The following is a 19,047-nucleotide window of genomic DNA, read 5'->3' as shown; positions in this document are numbered from 1 at the left end:
ACTCTAATTCGTAAATCACATATGCGTGTTTCTTTTTTTTGCGCTATACTAAAGAAAGCGATTAGCATTACTGGAGGAATGAAATGATGTTTTCTCAACCGGAAATTCTTTATGTCTTTGATGTTTGGAATCAGTCAGGAAATCATTCCGAGCGACATACACATGATTTTTTTGAAATCAGCTTTTTATTAGAAGGTGAAGCCCAGTATTGGTTTCAAGACAAGTGGCAGACGATTCGAGGTGGCGACGTCTTATTATTTAATCCCAAAATAGTACACGCCGAGCAACAGCAAGCAACTACTTACTCACACCAGCTGCATATTGGCATCCAGCAATTTCAGCTGCCAGATTTGCCTCCAAATGTCTTTCCAACAGACACACCGCATGTCTTATTGCGAGAAAACCAATTACAAATTTTTAACAAGGCGTGGCTACTGATGAAAGAATTTAATGATCAACCTGCTGGCTTTAAATCTATGGGGCAAGCGTTGGTGACTGAGCTATTGATTTTTTTACTACGCAGCATCCAGTCAAATCAACAGCTTGAAGAAGCGCAACAACCACTATTAAAAAACGAACGCTTGGCGCGTGTCGTTACCTCAGTTCAAAGCTACATCGAGCACAACTTTGAAAAAGATATCTCTTTGGAATCGTTGGCAAACGCTCATTTCGTGAGCCCTACCTATCTCTCTAAAAGCTTCAAAGAGCAATTGGGTATTTCACCGATTACATACTTGATTCAAGTCCGTTTGACACACGCGTTTCACTTACTAAAAGAACAAAACGGATCGGTCAAAGATATCGCCCAAGCAGTCGGCTACGACGATGCCTACCACTTTAGCAAATCATTCAAAAAAACTTACGGCATTGCCCCATCCAAAGTAAAAAAAGACGCCAGAGAAAGAACAAGAGGTCGTGACAAAAGCGTTTAGCTCTTAGCAATAAGCTCAGAAATTCCGAAAATTGTTCCTTAAATTTTTGAGAATTTTTGACTTATTGTCAAGAGAGCTGCTTTTGATACACCGTTTATTGAGGTCGTGACAAAAGCGTTTAGCTCTTAGCAATAAGCTCAAAAATTCCGAATAGAAACGTACGAGTACGTACGACAAAAAACCAGAAGTTTGAGAAATAACTTCTGGTTTTTCAGGTCTATTTGCTTGTAGCTGAACAATTTGGTCTCAGCTTTTTTATTTGGTTTCATTTTCGCGTGTATCATAAATGATTGTTACGGGGCCATCATTGACTAATGATACCTGCATATGTGCCCCAAACATTCCAGTCGCAACAGGGATGTTTTGCTCACGCAATGCTTGATTAAATGCTTCATACAATGGCTCAGCCACTTCTGGTCGAGCTGCCGCAACAAAACTAGGCCGATTGCCTTTTTTCGTCTGCGCATATAAGGTAAATTGTGAAATACTTAAAATTCCCCCATGGATTGCAGCTAAGGAGTCGTTCATCTTGCCGTCCGCATCTTCAAAGACACGTAATTGTGTAATTTTTTTTACTAAGTACTGGACATCAGCTATGGTATCTTCTTGATGAATACCAAGTAAGACCACAAAGCCTTGATTAATCTGACCAATTATTGAGTTATCAACTGTTACTTGGGCACTTGAAACTCGTTGAACTACTGCTCGCATCGCTTATCCTTTCATTCGTCGTACACTGTAAACATCTGGTACTTGTTTGATTTTTTCAACAATAGAATGCAAATGAGCTAAGTTTTGAATACCGACTGTCAGACGAATAGTAGCTGTTTTTTCTTTGTTACTGCGGGCTTCTACGCCGACCAATCGTTTGGACATGGAGCTGACCGTTTGCAAAATGTCATTTAACAAGCCCGAGCGATCATAGCCGTAAATTTCAATATCGGCATCGTATTCTTTTTCTTTGCTCGCTGTATCTTCCCATTCTACCTCGATCAAGCGCTCTTCGACGTCCTCAGAGCTATGGACATTTGGACAGTCCGCACGGTGAATAGAAATACCTCGTCCTTTGGTAATATAGCCGACGATTGGGTCACCTGGTACCGGATTACAACAGCGACTAATTCGAACCAATAAGTTATCCACACCTTGGATGACAATGCCACCTTCATGCCGAACTTTCATTTTTTCTGGCTCTTTTTTGACTGGTTGATTCAGTAAGTCTTGCACTTGTTGTTTTTGTTTTTCGATATCGCGTTCTTTACGCTCTTCTTCTGTTAAGCGATTGGCTAAAGTTGTCGGACTGACTTCACCAAAGCCGACTGCGGCAAACAAATCTTCATCCGTCTGATAATTAAAACGACCGAGTGCTTCTTGTAATTTGGTTTTGGTCAGAATTTCTTTTGGAACAAAGCCCATTTCTGTCAACGTACGGACAACGGCATCATGTCCTTTCACCACATTGGCATCACGATCTTGGGTTTTAAAGAAGCGTTTGATTTTATTTTTGGCTTTGCTTGTAGCAACTAATTTTAGCCAATCACGGCTCGGGCCAAATGAATTGGGTGACGTCATAATTTCAACAATATCCCCATTTTTCAACTTGTAATCCAACTGCACCATTTTGCCGTTGATTTTAGCACCGACTGTTTTATTCCCAATATCAGTATGAATATTGTACGCAAAATCGAGTGGGCTTGAGCCTTGTGGTAGCTCTGATACATCGCCATTTGGGGTAAATACATAGACTTTGTCGCTAAAGATATCCCCTTTGACCCCTTCCATAAAGTCAGAAGCATCGTAGCTTTCATCTTTTAGCTCCAAAATTTCTTTAAACCAACCGACTTGCTCTGTCATTTGATCGGGATTGACCTTGTCTGTCTTGCCTTCTTTATAGGCCCAGTGCGCAGCGACCCCAAATTCCGCAATTTCATGCATTTCATGTGTGCGAATTTGAATTTCGACTGGATTGCCATTAGGACCGATGACTGTCGTATGCAATGACTGGTACATATTGGCTTTTGGCATCGCAATATAGTCTTTGAAACGACCAGGCATCGGCTTCCACTTAGTATGAATGGTCCCTAACACTGCATAACAATCTTTAATTGAATCCACAATTACACGAATCGCTAACAAGTCATAAATTTCATCAAATTGCTTTTTCTTATCCACCATTTTGCGATAGATTGAATAAATGTGCTTTGGCCGTCCATAAATTTCCGCGTAAATGTCCAGCTCTTCGGTTGCAATCCGCAATTCTTCAACCGTCTTATCGACATATGCTTCTCGTTCATCGCGCTTTGTCTTCATTAGGTGGACAATGCGGTAATATTGTTGCGGATTAATGTATCGTAATGAACGGTCTTCTAGTTCCCACTTAATGCGGCTAATCCCTAACCGATGAGCCAATGGGGCATAAATATCTAACGTTTCCCGTGCAATGCGGCGTTGCTTGTCTTCACGCAAATGCTTTAAAGTCCGCATATTATGCAAGCGGTCCGCTAGTTTCACCATGATGACGCGCAAATCCTGTGCCATCGCAATCAACATTTTCCGATGATTTTCTGCGAGTTGTTCTTCATGTGATTTGTATTTGATTTTTCCTAATTTCGTCACACCATCGACTAACATCGCCACATCTGGTCCGAACTCTTCTGTCAAATCTTGGAGCGTCACATCAGTATCTTCGACAACATCATGTAAAAAGCCTGTTGCCACGGTATGCGGATCCATTTGTAATTCAGCTAGTATCCCAGCTACTTGAATCGGATGAATAATATATGGTTCTCCCGATTTTCGAAATTGCCCTTCATGCGCGCTCGTCGCATAATCCAGTGCCTTTTGTACAAAGGCGACGTGTTCTGCGCTCATATAGCGTGCAACCATATTTATGACCCCTGGGCCTGTCAAGATGATATCTTTTGCCATACTCCCTACCCCTTCTTTAAACAAATCGACGGATGTGAAAAAAGTCTGTACTTACTCATCGGAAGCTCTGCCAATGGCCACTTCTGTGATTGCTCGTTTCGTTCATTTTATCTTCAATAAAGAGAAAAGAAAGCACCACCTGTTAGCAGTACTTTCCAAATGATTGGTCTTATTATACAAATAATCACCGGTTTTTTCAATCAGTGTCATTTGTGTCATGTAAGAGTTCATAGTGATAGCTTGCTGCCCCTAACACATAAAGCGGCGCCGTCTCCGTCCGTAAGATACGTGGCCCTAAGCCACAACAGATTGCTCCAGCTGCCACAAAACGTTCAATCTCTTCTGGTAAAAAGCCACCTTCAGGACCAAAGAGGACCATCAAATGCTGTCCCGGTGCTACCTTGCGAAAAGTCTGCACTAATTGGGCATGTTCTCCCTTTTTGGCTGACTCTTCATAGGCTACTAAGACACAGTCTGCCGTTTCCATCGCCGCTAGTAGGTCTGATTGCGTTGCGAACAGCTCGACAGTTGGACACACTTGGCGATGGGATTGCTCAGCTGCTTCTTGTGCAATTTTTTGCAGACGTTCTTGCTTTTTCTGGCGTTTTTTTGGATCCCATTTGACGATGGATGTCTTTGCTGGATAAGCCAAAAATTGCGCAGCACCAAGTTCCGTTCCTTTTTGAACAATCCACTCCAGCTTATCCCCTTTTGGAAAGCCACTGGCAATCGTGACCTTAATCGGCAGTTCACGTTGCAATTGCTCAATAGCTACAGGCTTAAGCATTACTGCATCAGCTTTCACCTCACGAATTTCCGCCTCTAAGCTCATGTCGTTAGCAAATACCAAATACACATGATTGCCTGCTTCCATCCGCATCACACGAATCATATGATGGAAGGGTTCCCCCGTTACTTCATACTCGTGGACAGATTCATTGTACGATTCATTAAGAAAGTAACGTTGCATCCTCTTCCTCCACCTTTTTGAAAATCAACGCATGCCAATCTTTTTGCGTGAACAGTTGTGTCAGCTCAAATCCATGTGCTTGCATTTCAGCTAAAATCATCGGCTGCTTTTCTGAAATAATGCCCGACACGATGAAGCGTCCCTCTGGTTTTAATAGTCGCGCGGCATCAGGAATCATACGCACAATAATATCGGCTAAAATATTTGCGACAATCACGTCAGCTTCGATGGAAATACCCGCTAATAGATCATTTACGGAAACTTTGACATCTTTTGCGACTGGATTTAAGTCCATATTTTCTTGAGCTGCAGCAACTGCCACACTATCCAAATCAAAGGCATGGACTTCTTTGGCACCATAGTACTTACTTGCAATACTCAATACACCAGAGCCTGTCCCGACATCTAAGACCGTCTCACCACCGCGTAAGATCACCTCTAATGCTTGGAGGGTCAGATTGGTCGTTGGGTGCGTACCTGTCCCAAAAGCCATCCCTGGATCTAATAAAATCACTTTCTCGTCGTCAGTCACTGGCTGATAACTTTCCCAGCTAGGAACAATCGTCAAGTAACGGGTCACGCGGACGGGATGATAGTACTTCTTCCAAGCCGTCGCCCAATCCTCTTCTGCCACTTCACTAACCGTCAGCGTATTTTTGCCAATTGCTAGCCCAAAATCAGATAATTTCGTGATTTGTGCTTGTATAAAGGGTAACTGCTCTGGTAAAAAGACTGTCTCAGGAAAATACGCCATCACCAACGCTCCTTCTTTAATATGAGCGAAATCATCTTTGGTTAGCAACTCACCGTATGCATCTGAGTGAAAATTTTCTACATCCAATGCGTCTTCGATCGCGACACCACTTGCTCCAGCCTCCATCAAAATATTGGCTACAGCTTCTACCGCTTCGCTTGCTGTTTCTACTTTTACTTCATTCCATTTCATCTATTAACTCTCCTTAATAACTTGGGTACGGTAAAAAACGTTCTTGTTTTGCTGTCGTCATATCCGCTTGCAACGCTTGGAAATAATCAGGTGAAAAGTGCAATTCAAAAATACTTTCTTCATCAGAAACTAAAAAATCAAGCAAATCATCTTGCCCTTTCACCAAAATCTCTGGTAAATACATAATCAGCGCATCAATTACTTTTTGTTGCATGCCTTTTTTTCCTGCAAAAGGAATCACTGCCAAGTAGTCATCTTCATCAAAAACTGCCTTTTGGTCATCGTATAATAAAATTGCATCTTCAAACTCAATAATCTCTTCTTCCGAGCGTACGCCTTCTCGATCATCAATTGCCATGTGATTGGTATTTTCCGCATACAAACGGACAATCACTTCGATCGTATGATTGCGTGTATCCCAATCAATTGCCACATCAAAATCGGCTAATTTTTTTTCGATTTGTTCATCTAAATACGTCAATAGTGTTTCTTTCGCCATTACGATCTCCTTTAAATATGTGATAGACCAAGTTTACCATTTCTACTCCATTAGAACCACACGGGAACACTGGAAATTATGCTATACTGGATAAAGAAACTCGTGAAAGGAGTCCACCTATGTATCGTCCATTAGCCTATCGTATGCGTCCACGTACATTGGATGAAGTTGTTGGCCAACAACACTTGGTTGGTCCAGGAAAAATTATTCGTCGCATGGTCGATGCCAAATTACTCTCTTCAATGATTCTTTACGGCCCACCTGGAACAGGCAAGACGAGTATCGCCAGTGCGATTGCCGGGTCAACTCAGTTTGCATTTCGTACCTTGAATGCGGCGACTGATACGAAAAAAGATTTGCAAATTGTTGTGGAAGAAGCTAAGATGAGTGGCACAGTCATTTTACTTTTAGATGAAGTCCATCGCTTAGACAAAACCAAACAAGATTTTCTATTGCCTCATTTGGAAAATGGGCGCATTATTTTAATCGGTGCAACGACAGAAAATCCTTATATTACCATCAATCCAGCGATTCGCAGCCGAACCCAAATATTTGAAGTCTATCCCTTAAGTGAATCAGATATCTATCATGCGCTAGAGCAAGCTTTGCAAGACAGTGAGCGCGGCTTAGGCAAGGATGCTATCACGATTGATGAAGTGGCACTGACACACTTAGCTCGTGTCACGAACGGTGATCTACGTAGTGCATTGAATGCCCTAGAGCTCGCTGCAAAATCAACAGCAGAAATCGCGGGAACCATTCATTTGACGCTTGCCATCATTTCCGAGTGCGTGCAAAGAAAAGCTTTTTCACATGATAAAGATGGCGATGCTCATTATGACGTCATCTCTGCCTTCCAAAAATCCATCCGTGGTAGCGATCCAGATGCCGCCTTGCACTATTTGGCACGCATGGTTGAAGCCGGCGATTTAGCCAGTATTTGCCGCCGCTTGCTTGTGATTGGCTATGAAGATATCGGACTGGCCAATCCAGCCGCTGCTGCTCGTACAGTCAACGCAGTCTTAGCCGCAGAACGACTAGGGTTCCCTGAGGCTCGCATTCCCTTAGCAACAGCAGTCGTCGATCTATGCCTCTCACCAAAATCCAACTCAGCTTACACTGCTTTGGACGCGGCACTTGCAGATATTAAAGACGGCAAAGCCGGACAAATCCCTGATCATTTACGAGATAGTCATTATCAAGGAGCTGAAAAGTTGCAGCGAGGGGTCGGTTATCAATACCCTCATAATTATCCCGATGGTTGGGTGAACCAAACTTATCTCCCAGACACGTTAATCAATACGCACTACTATCAGCCAAAAGATACTGGACGCTACGAACAAGCCTTGCATCAGCGATTAAACGAATTACAAAAACGAAAACAAGAATGAACTCACTCGTTACACCCAACCTGTTACATTGTATGAAAGAGGGAAATATGGTATGATTTAAGTGGGTAATCTGTGATGTACGAATTTTCCCTTTTTGTGTTGACCGAACATTTTATTGATATCTTGGGATCCGTCCGGTGTTAAATATGGTAACAAGCCTTTTCATTTGGTAGTTCGACTATTTGACCGTGGAGCCCACCTGCTAACATTTGCGGGATCAATACACCGGGACAAGAAAACGGCATCTACAGATTTTACCCATTTTTTATGCTTAAAAGTAAAAGAGTTTGCAACAAAAGCAGAATCTTTGGAGTAACAGTGACTCCTATTTAAAGAATTTGAGCCAGAATGAATGTAAAAGAGCAGAAAATCCAAAAGTGTGCGAAACAATTTCTGGATTTTCTGCTCTTTTCTTGTAGCTGAACAACTCTGTCTCAGCTTTTTTACAGTTCTTCTTGTTTAATTTGTTCCAAAGGTTCAGATGATGCAGTATGGAACGCTTTAATTTTTTCTAATATCAACAACACGACGACTAAAATTAAAATCGCGATTGAGAAAAACAATGTTTGGAGACCTCCATCATGTGACAACAATAGTTGACGCAAGATAGCAGTCATACTAATTAAGATCAAATAGCGGACAGGGATATGATGCCCTTCTTTCACATAACGCAATAACATCAAAATAATTTCCAATAAAATAAATAGCGTCGCCACTTCTTCAATTAATGAAGACAGGCTATCCATTGATGATAACGGGATAACTTGCAACACAAGACTATAAATTGCTTCTCCCATCACAATGAGAATCAGGATAATTAAAATTGCCAACATTAAATCGACAAAGCTGCTCACCCATTTTTCAAACTTTTGATAAAAATCCATTTTTCTCCTCCTCAGTCTTTCTCTATCTATTATAACTGATAGCCAACCATTGACAAAGTGAAAAATCTAAGACAGCCACCCCTCTACTTGATTCTGCAATACGTTTCTTCTATACTAAAATTAAGTTTATTAGACTGGAGATAAGTTATATGATTTTATTATTTGGTTCTCTATTGTTGCTTCTAGGTGGATTGATACTTTGGAAGAAAAACGTCTTCTTTCAATTGATTCAACACACTGAAAAAAATGAACGATTTATTAAGAGCTATGCCTATCAGTTGCTCGCTCTTGGCATACTTGGTGTGATTTTGCATTTTCTTCCCTCGCGGATACTGGATTTGTTTTATGTTGCGCTTGTTTTGCTTGCATCTGCTTTTTTCAGTATTGCTTTTGCAAAAAAAATGCAGTCGTAATCGTTGGTTATGGTTTTCTTTTTTTCATAAAAAGAATACAATATTAGTAGAACTAGTACGTTGAATTTAAGGAAATGGGGTGTTGTCAATGTTACAACAATACGAACGAATTATGGTTGCTGTCGATGGTTCAAAGGAAGCTGAATTGGCATTTAAAAAAGCGGTCAATGTCGCAAAAAGAAACGATGCTGAATTACTTTTGGTACATATCATCGATACGCGCGCATTTCAAACAGTCGCAGCTTTTGATTCTGTCTTGGCTGAGCAAGCGACTGAATTGGCGAATAAGTCATTAAAAGAGTATACCGATACTGCTACAAAAGAAGGACTTACGAAAGTAACTTCTGTCGTTGACTATGGTTCACCAAAAGCAATCATCGCGAAACAATTACCAAAAGAAAAAAACGTCGATTTAATTATGCTAGGTGCAACGGGGTTAAATGCCGTCGAACGCTTATTTATCGGATCTGTATCTGAATACGTCATTCGTAATGCACCATGTGATGTGCTGATTGTTCGTACTGACTTAGACAATCACCTTCCAAAAGAAAAAAGCTAGTTGACTGAGTCAACTAGCTTTTTTTAAGGGAGTTTCTAGCCAGGGGATCGTTGATTGGCACCAACAAAAGCATCAACTCTTGCATCTATTTAATCATGAAACGTATCAAATGTATAGTGATTTATCTGAATTTTCTCACAATAATTACTTACTCGACAATTTCCCAGTAGCGTTGGCGGTAAAATACATAAGTCGCAATCACTAGGCCAATGATTACGATGCCCATTCCGATAGAAGTCCATAAAGCTGAGACTACTAAGACGCCAAAGATGGTCACACCAATCAAGAGGCCTCCCACGATTAGCCCACCAAACATTTTTAAAATAATTCCTGTATTTCCTAGCCCACGTGTTACTAATTGGTTTACATTTGTCCACGATAGGTCCATCAATCGAAAATCACGCCAAAAATAATATTCACTAAAAATATAACTAGCTACTACACCCCCGACAAGCATACTCATAATTAATAACATTGGTATATGAAATAAAAACGTCGCAACCAAAGAGGCAATGAGAAACATCAAAAGCTGGATACTAAATCCGAGCCAGAACTTTACTTTTAGATAGCTTTTTTGATTGATAGGCAACGCACGAATATACTGAAAGTTAGCTTTATCTAACGAAATAATCATCGCAATAAATGATGCTGGTGTTGTGATGAGATAAGCCAAAAACATACCAATAATCAAAAAGACAATCGCGAAGGTATTATCCAAGCTAGCCGCACTCACTCCACCAGATATGCCAAAACTAATGATAAAAATTAATGGCATTAATAATGAATTGGTCACCACTTGCATCAAAAGATTAGGATCTTTAATCAGTTGAAAATTATAATTAATCAGCATTTGATTGTATGATTGGTTCACTTTACGCTTGCGTTTTTCATGCGAAATATTTGGTGAAGCATCCAATAATTGCTCATACAACTTGGGTAAAATTGTTCGTTTGATTAACCATAGACCTAGCAGATTAAGCGTAATGAAACCTGCCCATGAGAGCAATCCGTTTAGCTGAAATGGCGCGTGCATCATCCAGTAAAATGGCATGAACAAAGCAATCGCCGGACGATCGGCTTGCGCTTCAAATGATGTAGATGACGACTGATAGCTCATGAAAAAAATTCCTGCCACGGCAATAACTGTCGACAAAATCAATAGTAAACTCGTCATAACTTTTTTATGCTTCTTAAACAAAGCCGTCTTAGTCAGACCAAAAACAATAAAGCTACACAATTCAAATGAAAAAATTAAAAATAAAACGAACAAAACAAGACTAAACACTAAAACGACGACACTATTTACCCCAGAGCGCCAGCCGGTTAAACAATACATTAAAAACAATGGCAAAACAAACGGAATAATCGAGAGTGCCACGACAAACATCTTCGCCATAAAAATTTCTCGCTGACGAAAAGGCAATGGTAAATAACCCGCTAAATCTTGGCTTTCAAAAAAGACATTGTATACCGTCGAGATACCTTGAGAAAGAGCTAGGACACTAAATAACCCCATATAAAAAGTGAAGTAACCTGTATTTTTTGAAAAATCAATAGTTACCATCGAAAAGCCATAGATAGCAAGGAAAATAATCATAGACATCAAGTATTGAAACAAAATATACTTTGTTAACTTCTTTCCTTGCTTGCCTTTTTTCCGCGCGCGATCAGTCACTTGTGGGTTAATAAACAAAAGATTGATGTTTATTAACGCTTTTAACTGCGAACTAATCATGCGCATTCCCTCCATCCTCCAACGCATCCATCATTGGTTCACTTTCCTTCTTACCAGTCATTGCTAAATAGATTGACTCTAGTGATTGGCTTGGTGCTGTCAGCAATAAGTCTGACACCGTTCCATTATAAAGTAGTTCACCATTCTTTAGGATGGCCAATTCATCGCAAAGCTGTTGGGCACTGTCTAAGACGTGTGTCGAAAAGATGACTGTTTTCCCTTTTTCCGCATGTTTTTTCATCATTTCTTTTAGATCAAATGCCGCCTGCGGATCTAATCCTTGCAACGGTTCATCTAAAATCCAAATATCTGGATCCGAATAGAGCGCACCGATAATCATTGTTTTTTGACGCATTCCATGCGAAAAGCTGGCGATGGTTTCTTCTTGATGAGAAGTCATATCAAATATGGTCATCAACTCATTTAAGCGCACACTGCGCTCATTCTTATCAATTTCGTAAGCCTCAGCGATTAAATCCCAATACTCACCCGCTGTTAACTGCAAAAATAAATCTGGCGAATCTGCTACGTAGCCAATCCGTTTTTTGATTGCTTCACGATTACTAGTCAAAACTTGTCCGTCAACGACAATATTGCCTGAAGTTGGTTCGATGATACTCACCATACTCTTGATTGTTGTCGATTTTCCCGCCCCATTGTGACCTAAGAATCCAAAAATTTTCCCCTCTGGTATCACTAAATTCAACTCTTTTAATGCCATCTTTGAGCCATATTGCTTGCTTAGCTGCTGAATCTCAATCATTGTCTTCCTCCCTTTTCTTCTTCTAAATTAAGTCTATCGTACTTTCTTGAAAAAAACAGCCTTCATCAAGCATGTGACGATACTGTAAGGTAAGAAAAAACAGAACATCCAAAAGCTTATGAAACAACTTCTAGATATTCTGGTCTTTTTGCTTAGAGCTGATTCTGCCCTAGCTTATGTTTATTTGAATGATGGACGTAACGCTTCGACGTCTCTTGCAATCATTAATTCTTCGTCTGTCGGAATCAACAAGACTTTAATTTTTGAGTCTTTCGTAGAAATGATGTGTTCACCAAATTTTGCATTTTCAGTTTCATCAAGCTCAACGCCAAACCATGAAAGACCTTTAACGATTTCAGAGCGGACAACTGCTGAATTTTCACCGATACCGGCTGTAAAGACGATTGCATCTGCCCCATCCATAGCTGCAACGTAGCTTCCGATATATTTACGGATACGATCGTAGAAAATATCTAGCGCAACTTTTACATCTTCTTTGTCTTTGTTATCTTGTAAATCACGCATATCACTTGATAGCCCATTTGTTAAACCAAGTAGGCCTGATTTTTTATTTAAAATATTTAACATTTCATCAATATCGATGTCTAATTTTTTCATCAAGTAAGGTAAGACAGCCGCATCGATATCACCTGAACGCGTCCCCATTGTAATGCCAGCTAATGGTGTGAATCCCATTGAAGTATCCACAGATTTTCCTTCTTTAACAGCTGTGATTGATCCACCATTACCTAAATGACAAGTAATAATTTTCAAGTCTTCGATTGGTTGTTCTAACATATCGGCAGCACGTTGTGAAACATAGCGATGACTTGTTCCGTGTGCGCCATATTTACGAACTTTGTAGTCGTTATAGTAGGCTAAAGGCAGGCTGTAAAGGTACGCTTCACGCGGCATGCTTGCATGGAACGCTGTATCAAAGACCGCAACGCTAATAATATTTGGTAATAAGTGTTTGAATGCACGAATGCCCATTAAATGTGCTGGATTGTGTAGTGGTGCAAAGACTGCTACTTCTTCAATTTTAGCAATGACATCATCATCAATAATAACTGATTTATCAAAGTATTCTCCACCATGCACGACACGGTGACCAACACCAGTAATTTCATCATATGAAGCCAAAATATTTAACTCGATTAATTGATCAAGTAACATTTTTACTGCGATTTCGTGGTCTGGGATATCTGTAACCACTTCATATTTTTGTCCTTCGCCATATTTAACAGTAAAGATTGAGTCGTTCAAGCCGATTCTTTCTACCAATCCTTTAGCGATGACTGTTTCTGCTGGCATTTCATATAATTGCCATTTTAAACTTGAACTTCCGGCATTAATTGCAATTGTTTTTGACATGTAATTTCCTCATTTCTGTTTAGTAAGTTCGTAACGGTTTATTTTTTATTTTCCTTTATCCATTTTTCAAACTGTTTAAAGAAAGATTGGATACTTTGGGGTTTGGTGAGACTAGTTAATTTTGCTAATAGCACTTCTTTGGCTTGGGTCGTTTGTTCACTGCGATTTTGAACAATCACAATACTTTTACGTGATGCCTCAGTTTTAAATAATTCATCCGGTAATGCGATAATGCCCTGCAAAAAAACGCATTCTTGGAACCATTTTTTTAGTTCTGCGCTTTGCTCTGTTTCTAAAAAATTGCTTGGCAATAAAAACAAACCATAACCAGACTCTTTGACGTAGCGCATACTTTGCTCCATCAATAAATGATGAGCATAACTGTGACCTTGTTCGACGTGCATCAAAAATTCAGTTGCCCGTTCATCGTCTGGGTAATAGCCAATCGGTAAGTCCGCTACCGCCACATCCACCGGCTCAAGCAACATTGGCTGCAAGCCATCCTGATGAAACAGCGCTACATTTTCACCAATCCATGAACTCGTAGCTGAGGCGACTTCTAGCAGTGTTTCGTCATTATCAACTCCGACCCCTTTGACAGATTGGTAACCAGCTAACTTTAAGTTGGTCATAATGGTCAACAAGAGATTCCCCATACCCACGGACACATCAAGCATGGCTAGTGATTCAGCTTTTTTGGGATAGAGCTGCTCCATCAAATAAATAAACAAAAAGCCGATGCCATCAGGTGTTAGCTGATGATTTGGTTGCAACGGTTCCGTTTGCGTTCCTTTTAGTAACACAAGCTGTGACACTTTTCGTTTTTCTTCTGGCGTCAACGGTGTTGCCAACTGCTTGTACACCTCTTGTAATCGCTTAACAGACGCTTCATCCGGTACGCCATCAACCACGCGCACTTGGTAATTATCTACAACATTCTCCATGTGCTCAACATAGGCATCAATAAATGATGACGATAATGCGTTTTGCAACAATTGAATCGCGGTTAAATGTAAAGAGAACATCTCTTCAATTTTGTTTCCTGTCATTTGACCCCTCATTTCAAATACTATAACACTACATTTACCTGTATAATTCTAAATGATTTATTCTAAATAATCAACTGCCTTCCTGTAAAGCTTTTCATTGAATGCAGATACTTCGTTAAAGGAACCAAAAAAAATAGCATTCACCGCAAGATACTGTGAAGAAGTATACAAAAAAGCAAAAAAAGAACATCCTTTCAGCAAAAGACGTTCTTTTCGTTATCTGTATTATTCTTCCTTGCTAACTGTTGTGTCCGAGGTCATTTGCTCCATTGTTTCTTGGACTGTCGATTCTGAGCTTTGCGTGGTCGACTCTGAAGTTTCTGTGGTCAGATTGACTTCTTCGGCTCGAGCGATCGTTCTTTCTCTAGTAGACCCCTCGGCACTAATTGTATACGTTAGATCCAGCGTCGTAGTCTGAAAGTTGATTTGGCCAATATTGTAAGTAATCGTGCCACTCGTCCCTGGCGGTGCTTCTAATAATCGTGCTTCATATTTTTGTAAAAATAATTCTTCCATGATTCTTAGTCTGTAGTTGTAGGTAATTAATTCACCAGATTTTTGGGCATAACTCGCACTAGCTTGGGCCATATAGACAACCGTCAAAAAGAAAAACAATAAACTAATTGCTACTACTAATAGACTTCCCCGCTTTGATTTGCGATAATTTAATGCGACTGGTCTTCACCTCTCCATCTAAAAACACTGCGTTCACCGTTAACACTTCCTGATCGATTGAGTAGTTGACGCGCTTCACCCTAGTTAACTGGATAAGTGTGCCCTTATCCTTAGAAAAAATAATACGATCATTTTTCCCTTTCTTGACTTCTAAGGGTACCCAGCTTCGCTTCTTACTATCTACTGCATCAATCTCTAGTAACTCCATGGCTATTCCTTGTGGCGTGACCGTGACGTTGCGACAATTGCGTAGCTTTTCCTCTAGATAAATCGTAAAAAAGGACCACTCTTGTTCCTGGCTCTGATAGAGATGAGGTTGGACGGCTTGCATGTAGCCAAAGACCTGATTGCCAATAGCCAAGATGATTAGCATTAAAAATAAGCTGACGATTGCTTCAATCAATGTGAATCCGCTCATCTGTCTGATAAATTTCAATTTGCTCACTTCCTACGTGTATGCTGGCTTGTTCCTTTGATAAATTGATTGTATATCTCGATGGCTTGCTTTGTGTCAAGACGGATTCATACAATACTTTGTGCAGCTCAATTTTCGCTTGTTCAGATCTACTTAATTCTAACCACTTCGTACAAATCGCTAACAAGGGCACCAAGCATACGAATAATAAAAACAAGCTAAGGAATCCTTCAAAGGCCATCATCCCTTTAGGAAAATTCTTTTTCAAAATTGCCACTCCCAAATTTAAATTTGTACGTTACCTTTTTAGTCAGGTCACCGACAGTTATTTGAAAAGGAAGATTGAATGTTTCTTTGCTATGCCCATTTTGATTAAACGTAAATTCGACATAGTTCCCACCTTTCACTGAAATATTTGCCGGTAAAAAAAGCCTGTGCTGTGCGTTTCCTTCTCTGAATAAAATAAAACCATTGATGTATCTAAACCCAAGTTTTTTATTTTTGATCAATGACTCTTGCTGTTGTAACTTGACTTCCCGTTCAAAATTTTGAAAAAACTGATTGGCTATTAGCGATTCTCTAGTCGTATTAAGCTCAATCAGACTGATATACGACATACTTAAAAATAGCCCCAGCACTATACATGTTTCGATTAACGTGAATCCTTTTCGTTGGCGGCTAATTTCCATTATTGTTTTTCTTCATTTCTGATTCAAGAGTGTTTAGTTCATTGTTTGCGCTAGTAATGGTTGTTTTGATTATATCTTTCGTATCTTGTGCTTTTTCAGCTTGTTTCATCATATTAGGTATCAAAATGATAGCCATCGCCCCAATAATAAACAGGACCACTAGTACTTCGATTAAGGTAAATCCTTTATATTTCTTTCTTAGTTTTTTCAAAATAAATCGCCTCCTATATTTTGATACATCGGTAACAACATCGCTGCATACATGCTAATCACTAAGAGCGCAATAAAACAAAATAACACCGGCTGCACCCACTTTAGCAAGCGTTCACTCCGCTCACTAAACTGAGTCAAAACAATCTGACTATACACCAACAACTCCTCTCCTAATCTACCCGTCTTCTCCCCTTGGTAAATAATGACCGCTACTTCTGGCATCAAAAAATCATACGCTCGAATCATCTCAGAAAAAGACTGACCAGATAAAAATTGTGTCTGCATGGATTGCGCCATTTCATACATGATTGTATGGGTCGGCAGTGCTTGCATGCAGCTAAGCAATTGTTTACTTTCTAGTCCTTGCGTATACAGTTGCCCCCACTCCAGTGCAAAATAGCTTGTCTGATACATAGAATACAACGGACCAATAAAGGGGATTTTGCGATAAATGGCTGCCGTTTTTAAAGCTGAAACTTTTGTCAGATGTTGCTTTACAATGACGTACATTCCAAGAACGATACAAGCGAGCACGAAAAAGCCAAGCGGGGCATAGCGAATAAACCTCACGCCCCAATGATCAGCGGAAATCATATCCGTCATAAGTAATTGCGGTAGAAAGAAGACATTCATCCCCACGAGCAAGAAAATAACCATACCTATCAATGCGAGTGGATAGGCGCTAGCTTTTAGCAGCTCTTGCTTTTGCTTGGCTAGCCGCTTGCGCTGATCGACAATCGTCGTCAAGGTGAGCGTGAGATTGCCATGGACTGTTGCAAAATACAGCTGACTCACCTCCTTATTGGTACAGCCAATCGCTTGAAAGCACTGCGACAATCCTTCTCCTTGTGTCAAAACAGCTTGAAATTTCTCCAACATCGCAGTCGACAGCTGCTTGCTTCGCTGCATAATTTCGATGCTCTCTTGAAGTCGAAACCCATTTTTTAAAAGCAACAGTAACATCGTTAAAAAACGCGTGACCTCTTTTTGCTGCTTTCGTTTTGATGGCCGCTTTTTCATCTGTTACGCTCACTTTCATATGGTTTATAAGAAATGATGGGTGTCGTTTTGTCATCGACTGACTGCAAGCGCTGATAGATGATGCCCTTCAGACAATTGTCAATCTCCCATTGGCTACACCCTAATTCGAGCAAGCGAGCGACTGTTTCTTCTTGACCTTTCGCATGAACGGTCGCAAACACTTGGTGACCGGTCAAGGCCGCACGAGTTGCCGCATGCGCCGTCAAGGAGTCCCTAATTTCTCCAATCAATAGTAAATCCGGCCGATGACGCAATGAAAGCTTAATCAGTTGATCGTATGTTTGGCCTATCGTGTCATTGGTTTGTAGCTGTAAAAATGTTGGTTCTTCAATTTCTACTGGGTCTTCGATGGTAATCACTTGTCCGCCCAACTTTTTGGCTAAATGGTACATCAACGTCGTTTTGCCCGAACCAGTAGCTCCACTAAAAAGAAAGAGGCCGTTTTGATTGGCTACATCATAGACCAGTTCATCATAGGTGGCGACTTGTTCATAAGTAAATTCATGGTCAGTATTCACTAAAAAGCGGATAACTAAAGACTCAAAGCCGCGATAATCGCCAACGGTTGATAATCGCAAGCGAACTGACCGCTCATTCAATTGGTACGTAATTGCACCAAGTTGTGCTTTACGGGTCTCACCGATATCCATCTCACCCAAAAATTTAAAGCGCGATATCAGTTGCCGCGCTTCTTGACTCGCGTACGATTGATAGACGAAGGTTTGCTCATTTTTGCGAAATTTGGCCACTCCTTTTTGCGCATCTACATAGAGATATAAGTCTTGCAGCTGATGATCGACACCATACTGAATCAATTCGTTTGACTGTTCTAGAATATCCATCATTTTCTCCCTCCACTAATACATACGCAAAAAAAAACAGCCCTCAACGGACTGTTTTCATTTCATCTTTATTTTTTAGGGAAGACTGCTTCTACACGATAGATGGGCTGTCCTTTGGCGGAAAATTTTTCTTCGTATTCCGTCATCACATTATTCGTAGCTTCTGCTGAGGCGTGTAAATCTAACCACACTTGCTTTATAATCATCCCATATTGCGAAAAGCTTGCTAAAGAGTATTCAAACAAGCCTCGGTTATCGGTTTTAAAATGAATTTCCCCTTCATTACATAGGATTTGTTCATCGACAGCTAAGAAATCTTTTGACGTTAAGCGACGTTTTTCGTGACGGGTCTTTGGCCATGGATCAGAAAAGTTCAAATAAATCTGATCGACTTCCCCATCAGCAAAATAGTTCGTTAAGGCTGAGCCGTCCACGTGCAGTAGTTGCACATTTGGTAGAGTATCCGCAAGTACTTTATCAAGTGCAAAAGATACGACACTGACTTGCATATCAATTCCAATATAATTGATATCTGGATGAGCTTTAGCCATACCAGTAATAAATTGTCCTTTGCCCATTCCGATTTCGATGTGAATGGGTTGCTTTTTTGCAAAGCGTTGCTGCCACTTTCCTTTTAATTCCTCGGGGTTTGCTACTACGATTTGCGGGTTTTCCGCGAGTAGCTCTTCTGCTCCTTTGCGTTTACGAACGCGCATGTTTTTCGCTCCT

The 19,047-nt window shown here is 40.4% G+C and carries 22 protein-coding genes and 1 other RNA gene; 5 read left to right on the top strand and 18 right to left on the bottom strand.

Going from position 1 to position 19,047, the window contains the following annotated elements; translation table 11 throughout:
• Positions 1 to 83: 83 nt before the first annotated feature.
• Positions 84 to 932: an AraC family transcriptional regulator gene (locus NE257_RS08510; RefSeq protein ID WP_251854810.1), complete on the top strand. Its 849-nt coding sequence runs from the start codon at positions 84 to 86 to the stop codon at positions 930 to 932.
• Between the two features lie 255 nt (positions 933 to 1,187).
• Here the strand turns inward: NE257_RS08510 and dtd are convergent, their stop codons facing one another.
• The 5 genes from dtd to NE257_RS08485 form a co-directional block, all read right to left on the bottom strand.
• Complete coding sequence (gene dtd, locus NE257_RS08505) at positions 1,188 to 1,643, bottom strand: D-aminoacyl-tRNA deacylase (protein ID WP_007207523.1); 456 nt, start codon at positions 1,641 to 1,643, stop codon at positions 1,188 to 1,190.
• Between the two features lie 3 nt (positions 1,644 to 1,646).
• Entirely contained in the window at positions 1,647 to 3,860 is a 2,214-nt protein-coding gene (locus tag NE257_RS08500; protein WP_040366135.1) for a RelA/SpoT family protein, read from the bottom strand.
• Between the two features lie 196 nt (positions 3,861 to 4,056).
• A complete protein-coding gene (locus tag NE257_RS08495; RefSeq protein WP_007207525.1) occupies positions 4,057 to 4,830 on the bottom strand; it encodes a 16S rRNA (uracil(1498)-N(3))-methyltransferase in 774 nt (257 codons plus the stop codon).
• Positions 4,811 to 5,776, bottom strand: a complete 966-nt coding sequence (gene prmA / locus NE257_RS08490; protein WP_007207526.1) for a 50S ribosomal protein L11 methyltransferase — start codon at positions 5,774 to 5,776, stop codon at positions 4,811 to 4,813. The genes NE257_RS08495 and prmA overlap by 20 nt, the downstream gene beginning before the upstream one ends.
• Before the next feature lie 13 nt (positions 5,777 to 5,789).
• A complete protein-coding gene (locus NE257_RS08485; RefSeq protein ID WP_007207527.1) occupies positions 5,790 to 6,275 on the bottom strand; it encodes a DUF3013 family protein in 486 nt (161 codons plus the stop codon).
• A gap of 119 nt (positions 6,276 to 6,394) precedes the next feature.
• Between NE257_RS08485 and NE257_RS08480 the strand changes: the two genes are divergently transcribed.
• Positions 6,395 to 7,666 carry a replication-associated recombination protein A gene (locus NE257_RS08480; RefSeq protein WP_251886203.1) on the top strand — a complete coding sequence of 424 codons (1,272 nt, stop codon included), beginning with the start codon at positions 6,395 to 6,397 and terminating at the stop codon, positions 7,664 to 7,666.
• Between the two features lie 64 nt (positions 7,667 to 7,730).
• Positions 7,731 to 7,924, top strand: a non-coding RNA gene (ssrS, locus tag NE257_RS08475) — 6S RNA.
• A gap of 185 nt (positions 7,925 to 8,109) precedes the next feature.
• On the opposite strand, the gene NE257_RS08470 is transcribed toward ssrS, so the two are convergent.
• On the bottom strand, positions 8,110 to 8,550 hold the full coding sequence (locus NE257_RS08470) for a phosphate-starvation-inducible PsiE family protein (protein WP_007207529.1): 441 nt from the start codon (positions 8,548 to 8,550) through the stop codon (positions 8,110 to 8,112).
• 149 nt (positions 8,551 to 8,699) lie between these two features.
• Here NE257_RS08470 and NE257_RS08465 point away from each other — a divergent pair, with 149 nt between their 5' ends.
• Together NE257_RS08465 and NE257_RS08460 are read left to right on the top strand one after the other, a co-directional pair.
• Positions 8,700 to 8,963 carry a hypothetical protein gene (locus NE257_RS08465; RefSeq protein WP_251852063.1) on the top strand — a complete coding sequence of 88 codons (264 nt, stop codon included), beginning with the start codon at positions 8,700 to 8,702 and terminating at the stop codon, positions 8,961 to 8,963.
• 88 nt (positions 8,964 to 9,051) lie between these two features.
• Positions 9,052 to 9,522: a universal stress protein gene (locus tag NE257_RS08460; RefSeq protein ID WP_251852062.1), complete on the top strand. Its 471-nt coding sequence runs from the start codon at positions 9,052 to 9,054 to the stop codon at positions 9,520 to 9,522.
• A 148-nt stretch (positions 9,523 to 9,670) separates the two neighbouring features.
• Here the strand turns inward: NE257_RS08460 and NE257_RS08455 are convergent, their stop codons facing one another.
• The 12 genes from NE257_RS08455 to trmB all read right to left on the bottom strand — a co-directional run bounded on the left by NE257_RS08455 (position 9,671) and on the right by trmB (position 19,034).
• Positions 9,671 to 11,257, bottom strand: a complete 1,587-nt coding sequence (locus tag NE257_RS08455) for an ABC transporter (protein ID WP_251886202.1) — start codon at positions 11,255 to 11,257, stop codon at positions 9,671 to 9,673.
• On the bottom strand, positions 11,250 to 12,020 hold the full coding sequence (locus NE257_RS08450; protein ID WP_007207533.1) for an ABC transporter ATP-binding protein: 771 nt from the start codon (positions 12,018 to 12,020) through the stop codon (positions 11,250 to 11,252). The genes NE257_RS08455 and NE257_RS08450 overlap by 8 nt, the downstream gene beginning before the upstream one ends.
• A 180-nt stretch (positions 12,021 to 12,200) precedes the next feature.
• A complete protein-coding gene (locus NE257_RS08445; protein ID WP_251886201.1) occupies positions 12,201 to 13,394 on the bottom strand; it encodes an acetate/propionate family kinase in 1,194 nt (397 codons plus the stop codon).
• Positions 13,395 to 13,432: 38 nt separating this feature from the next.
• Entirely contained in the window at positions 13,433 to 14,443 is a 1,011-nt protein-coding gene (locus NE257_RS08440) for a class I SAM-dependent methyltransferase (RefSeq protein WP_251886200.1), read from the bottom strand.
• A 225-nt stretch (positions 14,444 to 14,668) separates the two neighbouring features.
• Positions 14,669 to 15,031, bottom strand: a complete 363-nt coding sequence (locus NE257_RS08435; protein ID WP_007207537.1) for a hypothetical protein — start codon at positions 15,029 to 15,031, stop codon at positions 14,669 to 14,671.
• Between the two features lie 31 nt (positions 15,032 to 15,062).
• Positions 15,063 to 15,554: a competence type IV pilus minor pilin ComGF gene (locus NE257_RS08430; protein WP_143139673.1), complete on the bottom strand. Its 492-nt coding sequence runs from the start codon at positions 15,552 to 15,554 to the stop codon at positions 15,063 to 15,065.
• Positions 15,514 to 15,801, bottom strand: coding sequence for a hypothetical protein (locus tag NE257_RS08425; protein ID WP_007207539.1), 288 nt, complete (start codon positions 15,799 to 15,801; stop codon positions 15,514 to 15,516). The genes NE257_RS08430 and NE257_RS08425 overlap by 41 nt, the downstream gene beginning before the upstream one ends.
• On the bottom strand, positions 15,782 to 16,222 hold the full coding sequence (locus tag NE257_RS08420) for a type II secretion system protein (protein ID WP_007207540.1): 441 nt from the start codon (positions 16,220 to 16,222) through the stop codon (positions 15,782 to 15,784). The genes NE257_RS08425 and NE257_RS08420 overlap by 20 nt, the downstream gene beginning before the upstream one ends.
• Positions 16,212 to 16,433 carry a prepilin-type N-terminal cleavage/methylation domain-containing protein gene (locus NE257_RS08415; protein ID WP_007207541.1) on the bottom strand — a complete coding sequence of 74 codons (222 nt, stop codon included), beginning with the start codon at positions 16,431 to 16,433 and terminating at the stop codon, positions 16,212 to 16,214. The genes NE257_RS08420 and NE257_RS08415 overlap by 11 nt, the downstream gene beginning before the upstream one ends.
• Positions 16,430 to 17,455 (bottom strand): competence type IV pilus assembly protein ComGB, encoded by a 1,026-nt coding sequence (gene comGB, locus NE257_RS08410; protein ID WP_007207542.1) that lies wholly within the window; start codon positions 17,453 to 17,455, stop codon positions 16,430 to 16,432. The genes NE257_RS08415 and comGB overlap by 4 nt, the downstream gene beginning before the upstream one ends.
• On the bottom strand, positions 17,452 to 18,318 hold the full coding sequence (comGA, locus tag NE257_RS08405) for a competence type IV pilus ATPase ComGA (protein ID WP_052607501.1): 867 nt from the start codon (positions 18,316 to 18,318) through the stop codon (positions 17,452 to 17,454). Before comGA ends, comGB begins: the two co-directional genes overlap by 4 nt.
• Positions 18,319 to 18,386: 68 nt before the next feature.
• Complete coding sequence (gene trmB, locus NE257_RS08400) at positions 18,387 to 19,034, bottom strand: tRNA (guanosine(46)-N7)-methyltransferase TrmB (protein WP_007207544.1); 648 nt, start codon at positions 19,032 to 19,034, stop codon at positions 18,387 to 18,389.
• Positions 19,035 to 19,047 lie beyond the last annotated feature (13 nt).

Source organism: Enterococcus italicus (assembly GCF_023743875.1).
Classification (GTDB): domain Bacteria; phylum Bacillota; class Bacilli; order Lactobacillales; family Enterococcaceae; genus Enterococcus_G; species Enterococcus_G italicus.
This window is presented reverse-complemented; position numbering and strand designations above follow the sequence as displayed.